Genomic DNA, 11,819 nt, shown 5'->3' on the forward strand with positions numbered 1-11,819 from the left:
AGCAGGGGGCTCAAGGCCGATCCGGGTGTCTGAGGCTCGCGATCGCGGCCTTGCCCTTGAATTGCGTGGTGATGATATGTATGCACATATTAAAGGGGCGCGGAGGCAGGAACCATGCCGGTGATCTGGGCGAAACAGGCGCTGACGGCGCAGGTCTGGCAGCGTGACGTTGCCGTGACGCTGGATGCAGAGGGGCGGATCGGCGATGTTGTCGCCGGTGTGCCGCACGCCGCCGGGCAGGAACGCACCGACATCCTGCTGCCAGCGCCAGCCAATGTCCATAGCCATGCCTTTCAGCGCGCCATGGCCGGAATGACAGAGGCGCGCGGCCCCGACGGGCGCGACAGCTTCTGGACATGGCGGCGGCTGATGTTCCGCTTTCTTGATCAGTTGACGCCCGATCATGTCGAGGCCATCGCCGCGCTGGTGCAGATGGAGATGCTGGAATCCGGCTATGCCACCAATGTCGAATTCCACTACCTGCACCACCGCCCCGGCGGCGTGCCCTATGACAACATCGCCGAGATGAGCACCCGCATCGCCGCAGCGGCCGAGCAGACCGGCATCGGCCTGACCCTGCTGCCGGTGCATTACCGTTTCGGCGGCTGCGATGGGCGGCCGCTGGGGCCGGGGCAGATCCGGTTTGGTACCGATCCCGACAGCTTTGCGCGCCTGCACGAGGGTGCGGGCGCGGCGCTGAAGGGGTTGCCGAATGACACCCGCCTTGGTGTGGCGCCGCACAGCCTGCGCGCGGTGGCGCCGGGCGACCTGCCCGCCATAGCCGCGCTGGCGGGGGACGGCCCCGTGCACATGCACCTGGCCGAACAGGTCGCCGAGGTCGAAGAGGTGCAGGCCGCCTGGGGCGCGCGCCCGGTGGAATGGCTGTTGCAGAATGCGCAGGTCGATGGCCGCTGGTGCCTGATCCACTGCACCCAGATGCAACCGCATGAAACCGTCGACCTGGCGCGCAGCGGGGCGGTGGCGGGGCTCTGCCCGATCACCGAAAGCAACCTAGGCGATGGCATATTCGACGGGGTGCGCTGGCTCGACGAGGACGGGCGCATCGCCATCGGGTCGGACAGCAACATCCGCATTACCCTGTGCGAAGAGCTGCGCACGCTGGAATACTCCCAGCGCCTGCGCGACCGCAGCCGCGCGGTGCTGGCAACCGACACACAATCGACCGGCCGGCGGTTGTTCGGCGCGGCGGTGGCTGGTGGTGCGCAGGCCGCCGGGCGCGGGCAGGGCGGCATTGCCCCCGGCAGTTGGGGCGATCTGGTCGCGCTTGACGGTGGCGCCATCGACCTGGCCGGGCGCGAGGGCGATGCGATCCTTGATGCCTATGTCTTTGCCGGTGACGATCACATGGTCTCGGCCGTGTGGTCGGCCGGGCGGGCGGTTGTGCGCGAGGGCCGCCATGTGCGGCGCGACGAGATCCGCGCGCGGTACCTGCGCGCGATGGCCGATCTGAGGGATGCGCTATGAGCGGGCCCGCAGCAAAGACCTGGCAGGCCATCGAAAGCGAGGTGCGCCGGCGTATCCATACCCGCGTCTGGGCGCCGGGGGACATGATCCCCAACGAACAGGACCTGGCCGACGAATTCGGCTGCGCCCGCGCGACCGTCAACCGGGCGCTGCGCAGCCTGTCGGACGCCGGCCTGCTGGAACGTCGACGCAAGGCCGGCACCCGCGTGGCCCTGCACCCGGTGCGAAAGGCGACGCTGAGCATTCCCATCATCCGCAAGGAAATCGCCGCGCGCGGGCAGAAGCCGGGCTATCGCCGCCTGCTGCGCCGCTCGGGCGTGCCGCCGCGCGATCTGCTGGAACGGCTGGGCGGGGATACGGACGGCATTTTCCTGCACGTCCAGGCGTTGCATACAGCCGATGGCGCGCCGTTCGTGTTCGAGGACCGCTGGATCAACCTGGACGTGGTGCCCGAGGCCGCCGAGCAGCCGTTCGACGAAATCAGCGCCAATGAATGGCTGGTGCGCACCGCCGCCTTTACCGATGGCGAGATCGCCTTTTCCGCCAGCGCCGCCTCGGACGAGGCCGCAGATCATCTGCAATGCGATCCCGGCGCGGCGATATTCACCATCGAGCGCATCACCCGTGACGGCACTCGCCCGATCACCCTGGTGTGGCAGTATTACCGCCCCGGTTTTCGGATGCAGACGACGATTTGATCGCTCTTTCGCCGGTGTCGTGCGTCGCCCAGGTGGTGTCCGTGGGCGGCGGCGGCAGCTCCTGTACGTTGGTGCGCCGGAAAATGGCAACCTTGGCGATAAGCATCGCCGAAACCGGCGCCGTGACGAACAGGAACGCGGTGATCAGCAGCTCGTGCGCCGAGCCATCGCGCCAGATGAAGGCATAGCACATCGACGCCATCAGCACGCTGCCCACGCCCAGCGTGCCCGCCTTTGTGGGGGCGTGCAGCCGCGACATCGGCGCGTCCAGCTTGACCAGCCCCCAGGACCCGACCAGCGTGAACACCGCGCCGATCACGATCAGCGCACTGACAAAGATTTCGGCGGCGGCGCTCATTCGATCACGTCCCGGCGCAGCACGAAGCGCGCATAGGCGACGGTCGACACGAAGCCCAGCATCGCGATCAGCAGCGCCGCCTCGAAATAGGTCTGGGTCTGCGCGTAAATGCCGTAAAGCACGATCAGCGCCACGGCGTTGATTGCCAGCGTATCAAGCGCCAGCACCCGGTCGCCGACGTCCGGCCCGATCAGCAGCCGCCACATCGCCAGCAGCAGCGACAACCCGACCGCGGTGAAGGCGAAATAGAGCGCGTAGGTGATCATTCGAAAATCTCCTTCAATCGGCGTTCGTAGCGGGACTTGATGGCGTCGCGTACGGCGTCGGGGTCGGGCGCGTCGAGCGCGTGCACCAGCAGCGCATGCCCCTCGTCCGACAGGTCGGCCGAAACCGTGCCGGGGGTCAGCGTGATGGTGCCGGCAAGGATGGCGATGGCTTCGGGCGTGCGCAGCTCCAGCGGGATAGCCACCCAGTTGGACGCCATGTCGGCGTTGCGCTTGAACACCACGATGATCGCCACCTGCACGTTTGCGACGATGATGTCCCACAGCACGATGAGGATGTATTCCAGCACCCTCAGCGGTTTGCGGATGACTGGCCGTCGCGGCCAGTAGGCGGCGGTGAGGATCGGAATCACCGTGCCCAGAATCAGGCCGAACGCGACGGTGCCGGAACTGAACCCATTGACCAGCAGGCACCACACCAGCGTCAGCAGCAGCGTCAGCAGCGGGTGGGGGAACAGGCGCCAGATCAGCTTGCGGGGCATGTCAGTGCGCCTCCTCTTCGCTGTCGGCATCATGGGTAATGGTGCGTCCGGGCGTGTCCAGCACGACCGAAATATAGGGGCCGGGCGCGAAAAGCTGCGCCGCGGTGGCGGCAAAATTGCGTTGCAGCGGACCGGCAAAGACGGTGACCAACGCCAGCATCGCGATCAACCCGCCGATCGCCACCATCGGCAGCGCGGGCGTGGGCGGCGCATCCTCTGCCATGGTCGCCACTGCGGCGGTGTCGGGTGCGTGGGCCTTCCAGAAAATCGCGCTGCCGGCGCGGGAAAAGCCGATCACCGCGATCAGGCTGGTGCTCAGCACAACCGCCCAGACCCATGCCATGCGCGGATCAGCCATCGTCGCGTCGAGGATCAGCAGTTTGCCGACAAAGCCCGACAGCGGCGGCAGCCCGGCCATCGCGATTGCCGCGGCAAAAAAGAACCCGGCCACCAGCGCCGCACCGGGCAGGGGCGGGGCCGGGTCGTACCCCAGCGCGTTGCCCGCGCGGCGATCCTCGACCACGCCGACCAGCAGAAAAAGCGCCGCCGTCGCCAGCGTCGAGTGCACGGCATAATACAGCGCCGCGGCGATACCCGCCGGGGTAAAGACCGAGATGGATGTCATCAGCATCCCCATCGAGCCGACCACCGCGAAGGCGACCAGCGCATCCAGCCGCCGCGCCCCGAGTATCCCCAGCATGCCCAGCGTCAGTGTCACCAGCGCCGCCGGCAACAGCCAGCTATCGAAAAGTCCCTGCGTGATCGCCAGGTCGGGCGGAAAGATCAGGGTAAAGAACCGGATGATGGCATAGGCGCCGACCTTGGTCATCACCGCGAACAGCGCCGCCACCGGTGCCGGTGCGGCGGCATAGGCCGCCGGCAGCCAGAAATGCAGCGGCAGGATCGCGGCCTTGACGGCAAAGACCATCAGCAGCATCACCGCCGCCACGCGCACGCCGGCGGTGTCGTCCACCGGCAGGGCGGCGACGCGCTGGGCCAGGTCGGCCATGTTCAGCGTTCCGGTCTCGGCATAGATCGTGCCCAGCGCGAACAGGAACAGCGTCGAGCCAAGCAGGTTGTAGACGACATACTGCACCCCCACCCGGAACCGCCGCGCGCCGCCCGAATGGATCATCAGCCCGTAAGAGGCGATGAGCAGCACCTCGAAAAAGACGAAGAGGTTGAAAGCGTCACCGGTCAGGAACGCCCCCAGGATGCCCATAAGCTGGAACTGAAAGAGGGCATGGAAATGCCGCCCGCGCATGTCCCAGCCCGAGCCCATGGCATACAGCAGAACCGGCACCGCCAGCACGGCCGTCAACAGCACGAACAGTGCCGACAGCCGGTCCGCCACCAGAACGATGCCAAAGGGCGCGGCCCAGTCGCCCAGCTGATACAGCAGGATGGTGCCGTCGGATGTCTGCCAGTAAAGGCCTGCCGCCACGGCGAGGATCGCCAGCGTTCCGGCCAGCGAAAACACCCGTTGCAACAGCGGATGGAAACGCACCACCAGCACGATGAACGCCGCCATCATGGCCGGCAGGATGACGGGGGCGATGATCCAGTGGCTCATGGCTGCGCCTCCTCGCCGACATCGTCTCGGCCCGGGCCGTCGTCGATATGGTCATCCTGCGAGCTGAGATAGGCCCCCAGCGCCACGATCACCACCACCGCTGTCATCCCGAACGAGATCACGATCGCCGTCAGCACCAGCGCCTGCGGCAGCGGGTCGGTATAGGCGGTAACGCCGTCGCGCAGCACTGGCGGCTGGTTCACCGCCAGCCGGCCAGAGGCAAAGAGAAAGACGTTGACCGCATAGCTCAGCAGTGCGGTGCCGACGATCACCGGAAAGGTGCGCAACCGAAGCACCAGGTAAATGCCCGCCGCCGTCAGCACGCCCACGGAACTGGCTACCAATAGCTCCATCTCAGCCCTCCGCCTTATCGGTGTCCAAGGCGTGATCGCGCGATGGGTCAATGTCGATGTCGTACTCGCTCGCCGCGATGCCGGAACGGCGCGCCATCTGCGCGAAGCTATCCAGTGACAGCATCACCGCGCCGACGACGCACAGGAACACGCCCAGGTCAAAGCCCATCGCGGTGGCCAACTCGAATTTCTCGAACGGAGGGATGCGGAAATAGCCGAAGGCCGAGGTCAGGAACGGCGCGCCAAAAAACCACGCGCCGATACCGGTAAGACCCGCGACCAGGACGCCGGTGCCGATGATGCCGTGATAGGGCACGCGTTGGCGACCCGAGGCCCAAGCATAGCCCGAGGCCATGTATTGCATCACCACGGCGATGGCCACGACAAGGCCGGCGATGAACCCGCCGCCGGGCTCGTTGTGCCCGCGCAGAAAGATGTAGACCCCCACCATCAGCACCAGCGGCATCATTAGTCGCGTGACGACGACCATCATCATCGGGTGGGCGTCGCCGGCCACGTTCTCGAGCGGGCGGTTCAGCAGCCGTGCACGCACCGGGCCCGACAGCAGCGCCTCGGTGGTGGCATAGATCACCAGCGCGGCGATCCCCAGAACGATGATCTCGCCAAAGGTGTCATAGCCACGGAAATCGACCAGGATGACGTTGACGACATTGGTGCCGCCGCCGCCCTTGTAGGCGTTTTCCAGATGATAGGCCGATATCGTCTGCGCCGCGAAATCCCCCAACAGGATGGTATAGACCAGCGCCCCCGCGCCAAGACCCACCGCCGCGGCAATGATTCCGTCGCGCAGCCGCCGTCCGCCCGCGCTTTCCATCGGGGTTTCGCGCGGCAGGAAGTTGAGCGCCAGCAGCAGCAGGATGACGGTGACCACCTCGACCGAAAGCTGCGTCAGCGCCAGGTCGGGCGCGCTGAGATAGGCGAACCCGACCGAGATCATCAGCCCGACCACCCCCATCAGCACCAGGGCGAGGAATCGGTTGCGGTGCTGCCAGACCAGCACCAGCGTTGCCACCACCAAGAGCAGCCAGCCCGCAAGCGGCAGCGGCTCGACCGGTAGCATCTCGCGCGCGGGGGCGGGGGCGTTGCCGGTGATCCAGGCATGCCCCGCCACCGCCACCACGGTGACCGAAAAGATCGCCGCGTAACGGGTCATCGCGCCGTCATGCAGCCGCTCGGTGATTGTGCGCGACAGGGCGATGATGGCCCCGATGATGGCGTCGAAAATCGCCTTGGCCGCCGGCGGCCCGGCCACGGCCCAGGCCCGCGCCAGCGGCGCAAAGGCGATCAGCAACAGCATGCCGCCGGTAACCGCGATGGCCGACATTGTCAGCGCCGGGGTCAGCCCGTGCCAGATCTTGAGATGCGCATCGGGCATCGCCGCCGCATCGCCCAGCACCGCCGCGGTGACAGTGCGCACCAGCGGCTCTGCCAGAAAGGGCGCAACCCCGATGGCGACAACCAGCACGACCAGCACCGCGGGCGGCGCCCACATGCCGAAACCGGGGTCGTGGGGCTGGCCATTGGCGTTATCCTGCTGAGAGCCGAAAAAGACATGCGCGATATAGCGGAACGAATAGGCCGCCGAAAAGAGCGCCCCGACCGTCGCCAAAACCGGCACCAGAAGCGCGCTGTTGAACAGGACGGTGTGCGCGGCCTCTTCCAGCATCATTTCCTTGGACAGGAAACCGTTGAGCAAGGGTATCCCGGCCATCGACAGCGACGCCAGCGCAGCGATGACGAATGTCACCGGCATCAGCCGCCGCAGCCCGCCCAGACGGGTGATGTCGCGGGTGCCGGCCTCGTGGTCGATGATGCCGGCGGTCATGAACAGCGCCGCCTTGAAACAGGCGTGGTTGAGGATGTGAAACACCGCCGCCATCGCGCCGAATGCGGTGCCGGTGCCCAGCAGCATGGTGATCAGCCCTAGATGCGACACCGTCGAAAAGGCCAACAGCGCCTTGAGGTCGTTCTTGAACAGCGCGACCACCGCGCCGATCACCATTGTCACCAGCCCGATGCCGGTCACGATGATGAACCAGGCCTCGGTGCCCGACAGCACCGGCCACAGCCGCGCCATCAGGAAAAGCCCCGCCTTTACCATCGTGGCCGAATGCAGGTAGGCCGATACCGGCGTCGGCGCGGCCATCGCGTGCGGCAGCCAGAAATGAAACGGGAACTGCGCCGACTTGGTGAACGCGCCCAGCAAAATCAGCAGCAGCGCCGGCAGGTAATAGGGCGACGCCTGTATCCTGTCACGGTGTTCGAGGATGACGCTCAGGTCATAGCTGCCGGCGATATCGCCCAGAATCAGCATGCCCCCGATCATCGCCAGCCCGCCCATGCCGGTCACGATCAGCGCCATGCGCGCGCCCTGCCGCCCCTCGGGCAGGTGTTTCCAGTATCCGATCAGCAGGAACGACGACAGCGAGGTCAGCTCCCAGAAAACCAGCAGCATCAGGATGTTGTCGCACAGCACGATCCCAACCATCGCGCCCTGAAAGAGCAGCAGATAGGTGTAGAATTCGCCCATGTCGTCTTCGCGCGACAGGTAGAAGCGCGCATAGGCGATGATCAGCAGGCCGATGCCCAGGATCAGGCTGGCAAAAAACAGCCCCAGCCCGTCGAGAAAGAAATTCGCGTTCAGCCCCAGTGCCGGCACCCAGTCCAGCCGCGCGGTCAGTACCTCGCCCGCCATCACCGCGGGCACATGGGTCATCAGCCCCGCGAACGCGGTCAGCGTGACAAAGAATGTTGTGCCGCCGCAGGCGTTGCGCCCCGCCCGTATCATCAGGCCAGGCAGCAGCGCGCCCAGAAACGGCAAGGCGACGATCAGGAAAAGCGACATTCGGACCTGCCCCCTCAGTTCCCGGGGAACATATACGGCAGAGCATCAGAGGAAAGACCGAAATTGACGATTTCCGCCCACCTGACGGTCGTTTCTGGCGACCGTCAGGCAGGTTGCAGCGGATCAGGCCGGAAAATCCATCTTTTCCATCGTGCCCAGCGCATCCTCCAGCGCGTCGGCGATCTGGTCGACCTCTTCCTTGCTGGTGATCAGCGGCGGGCAAAAGGCCATCGAGTCGATCATCGCGCGCGAGATCACGCCGCGTTCATAAAGCAGCCCGGCCATCGTCGCGCCCAGTGTGCCGGGTTTCAGCGCGTCGTGGTGTTCGGGGTGCTGCAGTTCGACCGCCGCGATCAGCCCGACGCCGCGCACCTCGCCCACAAAGGGGTGATCGGCCAGGCGCTGCAGCCGTTCGAGGAAATGCGCGCCGGTCTCGGCCGCCCTGGCGACCAGCCCCTCATCTTCGATGATGCGGATGTTTTCCAGCGCCACCGCCGCGCCCACCGGATGCCCGCCGCAGGTGTACCCGTGGCCCAGAACGCCGATGCGCCCGCTTTCTTCGGCCACCGGGGCATAAAAGCGTTCGTTCAGCAGGATGGCCGAGAACGGCACATAGCTGGACGTGATCTGTTTCGACAGCACCATCGCATCGGGTTCGATGTCGCAGGTCTGGCAGCCCCACATGTTGCCGGTGCGGCCGAAACCGTTGATCACCTCGTCGGCTACCAGCAGGATGTCGTATTGGCGCAGAACCTTCTGGATCTTTTCCCAATACGTGGCGGGCGGCACCACTACGCCGCCGGCACCCATGATCGGTTCGGCAAAGAAGGCGGCGATGGTGTCGGGGCCCTCGGCCTTGATCAGGCTGTCAAGTTCCTCGGCGCAGCGGGTGGCGAACTCTTCCTCGCTTTCGCCGTCGCGGCCCTCTTTGCGGTAGTGCGGGCAGGTGGTGTGCAGCACGCGCGAAATCGGCAGGTCGAAAGAGCGGTGGTTGTTGGGCAGCCCGGTCAGGCTGGCCGAGGCGATGGTGACGCCGTGATAGGCACGATTGCGCGAGATGATCTTTTTCTTTTCCGGCTGCCCCAGCGCGTTGGAGCGATACCAGATCATCTTCATCACCGTGTCGTTGGCCTCTGACCCCGAATTGGTGAAAAACACCTTGGACATCGGAACCGGCGCCATCGACACCAGCTTTTCGGCCAGGTCGATGGCCGGCCCGTGCGAGCGGTGGGCGAAGTTGTGATAGTATGGCAGCTGGCGCATCTGCGCGACCGCCGCCTCGATCAGCCGTTCCTCGCCAAAGCCGACGGCGACGCTCCACAACCCGGACATCGCCTCGATATAGCGTTTGCCGTGGTTGTCGTAGACAAAGATGCCCTCGCCGCGCTCCATGATCTGGGGGCCTGTCTCGGCGTGGGCCTCGGCGTTGGTATAGGCGTGAAAATGATAGGCGATGTCGCGCGCTTCGGCGGAATTGGGGGCAAGGGTCATCGGGTGTTCTTTCCTGGCTTGAAACCTGCGGCGGATTGCCGGCCGGGTGTCGATGCGCAGGAGTGTTGCAGATGCGGGGCGGGGTTTGCAATTGGGATTTGATCAAAAGCTGCCGAGGGGCGCGCCCTTGGTCACTGCCCCGCCCCGATCCCCGGATCGGCATCGGCCTGCCGGATCGCCGCCAGCAGCCCCTGGCGCACCGCTATTGACGCGGCGTTGACCGGCGGGTTGTCGATTTCGATGACGGCGATTCCGCCCTTGGTTGTGATATGCACGGGGTTGTCCAAGCGGCCCTCCCTGTCGGGTGAACGGGTTTGATGGTCGAATCCCCTGCAATTCCATGTCTCAGAGCTTGAATGATTTCGATTTTCGACATGGAATTTCATATAGTGGAATTAGTGGTGCATGATTTGCGGAGCCTTGCCGATGTTCTGCCAGCCTCTTGCACTGTCACGCCCCGCGCCGCAGTCTGGACATCGTACAGGGAGGTTGCCGATGCCCAACAAGTCTGAGACCGGACGCGCAATACGCTGCCGCGTTCTGGGCGAAGATCACGTTGCCCGCGCCGAAGCCGCGCAGGGTGATCTGGACGCGGATTTTCAGGCCCTCATCACCGAGGCAGCCTGGGGCACGGTCTGGGCGAGCGACGGGATTTCGCTGCGCGAACGGTCGATGCTGACGCTGGCGATCCTGGCCGCCACCGGCAATTTCGACGAAATCGCGATGCATGTCCGCGCCACCAATCGCACCGGCGCCAGTGCGCGCGATCTGGCCGAGACGTTTCAACATGTGGCGATCTATGCCGGCGTGCCGCGCGCCAACCGCGCGCTGCAGATTGCCAAACAGGTCTATGCCGAGATGGAAGCGGAGAAAGAGACATGAACCGACCCGCGGACTATTATCAGCGCGACCGCCGCTGGCACCCGCCGGCGCTGGCGCCGGATTACAAGACCTCTGTCAGCCGTTCGCCGCGCCAGGCCCTGCTGAGCATCGACCAGACGATGAGCGAGATCACCGGCCCGGTCTTTGCCGCCTCCGAAATCGAACAGGGCGATGCCGACCTGTTGAGCAATTACGCCCGTCCCGGCCACAGCCCGATCGGCGAGCGCATCATCGTGCATGGCCGCGTGCTGGACGAAAACGCGCGCCCCGTGCCCGGCGCGCTGATCGAGGTCTGGCAGGCCAATGCCGGCGGGCGCTATCGCCACCGCAACGACCGCTACCTTGCCCCCATCGACCCCGATTTCGGCGGCTGTGGGCGGGCGATCTCGGATGCGCAGGGCAACTATGCCTTTCGCACCATCAAGCCCGGCGCCTATCCGTGGCGCAACTGGGCGAACACCTGGCGCCCGGCGCATATCCATTTCTCGCTGTTCGGTTCGGGCTTCACGCAGCGGCTGATCACGCAGATGTATTTCGAGGGCGATCCGCTGATCGCCAGCTGCCCCATCGCGCAGGCGGTGCCCGACCCGGCGGCTGTTGAGCGGCTGATCGCGCCGCTCGATTTGAATGCCGCAGTGCCGTTCGACGCGCTGGCCTATCGGTTCGACATCCTGCTGCGCGGCCGGCGCGCGACGCTGTTCGAGAACCGGCCGGAGGGGAACTGATGCCGCAGAAGCTGCCATATCTCAAGGAAACGCCCTCTCAGACGGCGGGGCCCTACGTTCATATCGGGCTTGCCCCCGGTGCGGCGGGGTTCGACATCTACAAGGGCGAACTGGGCCACGACATCGTCGGCCCGCACGCCAGGGGAACCCGCATCCGGGTCGAAGGCACGGTCATCGACGGCACCGGCAGCCCGGTCCGCGATGCGCTGATCGAGGTCTGGCAGGCCAATGCTGACGGCATCTATGCGCATCCCGAACACCCCGGCGAGGTCGAAGAGGGGTTTCGCGGCTGGGGCCGTGCGATCACCGATTTCGAAACCGGCCTCTGGGCCGTCGACACGGTCAAGCCCGGTCCGGTGGCGGGGCGCGACGGGTGCATGATGGCGCCGCATCTCAACCTGTGGATCGTGGCGCGCGGCATCAATGTCGGGCTCAGCACGCGGCTTTATTTCCCGGACGAGGCCGAGGCCAACGCCGCCGACCCGGTGTTGGGCATGATCGAATGGCAGGCCCGGCGCGAAACCCTGATCGCCAGCCGGGCAGAGCGCGAGGGCCAGCCGCTCTATCGTTTCGACATCCGCCTGCAGGGCGAGCGCGAGACGGTGTTCTTCGACATCTAGGG

Annotated in this window: 13 protein-coding genes; 5 read left to right on the forward strand and 8 right to left on the reverse strand. The window is 65.8% G+C overall.

Annotated features, from left to right (window positions below; translation table 11 throughout):
* The first annotated feature begins 114 nt into the window (after window positions 1–114).
* Window positions 115–1,485, forward strand: a complete 1,371-nt coding sequence (locus DL899_RS06270) for a formimidoylglutamate deiminase (RefSeq protein ID WP_111733139.1) — start codon at window positions 115–117, stop codon at window positions 1,483–1,485.
* The gene (locus DL899_RS06275; protein ID WP_111733140.1) at window positions 1,482–2,183 is read left to right on the forward strand and encodes a GntR family transcriptional regulator; all 702 of its coding nucleotides are present in this window, start codon (window positions 1,482–1,484) and stop codon (window positions 2,181–2,183) included. Before DL899_RS06270 ends, DL899_RS06275 begins: the two co-directional genes overlap by 4 nt.
* Here the strand turns inward: DL899_RS06275 and DL899_RS06280 are convergent.
* The 8 genes from DL899_RS06280 to DL899_RS19340 all read right to left on the reverse strand — a co-directional run bounded on the left by DL899_RS06280 (window position 2,128) and on the right by DL899_RS19340 (window position 9,877).
* Entirely contained in the window at window positions 2,128–2,541 is a 414-nt protein-coding gene (locus DL899_RS06280; protein WP_111733141.1) for a Na+/H+ antiporter subunit G, read from the reverse strand. The genes DL899_RS06275 and DL899_RS06280 overlap by 56 nt on opposite strands.
* Window positions 2,538–2,807, reverse strand: coding sequence for a K+/H+ antiporter subunit F (locus DL899_RS06285; protein WP_111733142.1), 270 nt, complete (start codon window positions 2,805–2,807; stop codon window positions 2,538–2,540). The genes DL899_RS06280 and DL899_RS06285 overlap by 4 nt, the downstream gene beginning before the upstream one ends.
* Complete coding sequence (locus DL899_RS06290; protein WP_111733143.1) at window positions 2,804–3,307, reverse strand: Na+/H+ antiporter subunit E; 504 nt, start codon at window positions 3,305–3,307, stop codon at window positions 2,804–2,806. The genes DL899_RS06285 and DL899_RS06290 overlap by 4 nt, the downstream gene beginning before the upstream one ends.
* 1 nt (window position 3,308) lies before the next feature.
* Entirely contained in the window at window positions 3,309–4,880 is a 1,572-nt protein-coding gene (locus DL899_RS06295) for a monovalent cation/H+ antiporter subunit D (protein WP_111733144.1), read from the reverse strand.
* Entirely contained in the window at window positions 4,877–5,233 is a 357-nt protein-coding gene (locus DL899_RS06300; RefSeq protein WP_111733145.1) for a Na+/H+ antiporter subunit C, read from the reverse strand. The genes DL899_RS06295 and DL899_RS06300 overlap by 4 nt, the downstream gene beginning before the upstream one ends.
* A 1-nt stretch (window position 5,234) precedes the next feature.
* The gene (locus tag DL899_RS06305) at window positions 5,235–8,099 is read right to left on the reverse strand and encodes a monovalent cation/H+ antiporter subunit A (protein ID WP_111733146.1); all 2,865 of its coding nucleotides are present in this window, start codon (window positions 8,097–8,099) and stop codon (window positions 5,235–5,237) included.
* 123 nt (window positions 8,100–8,222) lie between these two features.
* Window positions 8,223–9,590 carry an aspartate aminotransferase family protein gene (locus DL899_RS06310; protein ID WP_111733147.1) on the reverse strand — a complete coding sequence of 456 codons (1,368 nt, stop codon included), beginning with the start codon at window positions 9,588–9,590 and terminating at the stop codon, window positions 8,223–8,225.
* A gap of 131 nt (window positions 9,591–9,721) precedes the next feature.
* Entirely contained in the window at window positions 9,722–9,877 is a 156-nt protein-coding gene (locus tag DL899_RS19340) for an enoyl-CoA hydratase/isomerase family protein (protein ID WP_162685518.1), read from the reverse strand.
* Window positions 9,878–10,085: 208 nt separating this feature from the next.
* On the opposite strand from DL899_RS19340, the gene pcaC reads away from it, so the two are divergent.
* Genes pcaC through pcaG form a run of 3 tightly spaced genes read left to right on the forward strand, consistent with a single transcriptional unit; the run spans window position 10,086 to window position 11,817 of the window.
* Complete coding sequence (gene pcaC / locus DL899_RS06315; RefSeq protein WP_204355262.1) at window positions 10,086–10,472, forward strand: 4-carboxymuconolactone decarboxylase; 387 nt, start codon at window positions 10,086–10,088, stop codon at window positions 10,470–10,472.
* Window positions 10,469–11,197 (forward strand): protocatechuate 3,4-dioxygenase subunit beta, encoded by a 729-nt coding sequence (gene pcaH / locus DL899_RS06320; RefSeq protein ID WP_111733149.1) that lies wholly within the window; start codon window positions 10,469–10,471, stop codon window positions 11,195–11,197. The genes pcaC and pcaH overlap by 4 nt, the downstream gene beginning before the upstream one ends.
* The gene (gene pcaG / locus DL899_RS06325) at window positions 11,197–11,817 is read left to right on the forward strand and encodes a protocatechuate 3,4-dioxygenase subunit alpha (RefSeq protein WP_111733150.1); all 621 of its coding nucleotides are present in this window, start codon (window positions 11,197–11,199) and stop codon (window positions 11,815–11,817) included. Before pcaH ends, pcaG begins: the two co-directional genes overlap by 1 nt.
* Window positions 11,818–11,819 lie beyond the last annotated feature (2 nt).

Source organism: Roseovarius amoyensis (assembly GCF_003260265.1).
Classification (GTDB): Bacteria; Pseudomonadota; Alphaproteobacteria; order Rhodobacterales; family Rhodobacteraceae; genus Roseovarius; species Roseovarius amoyensis.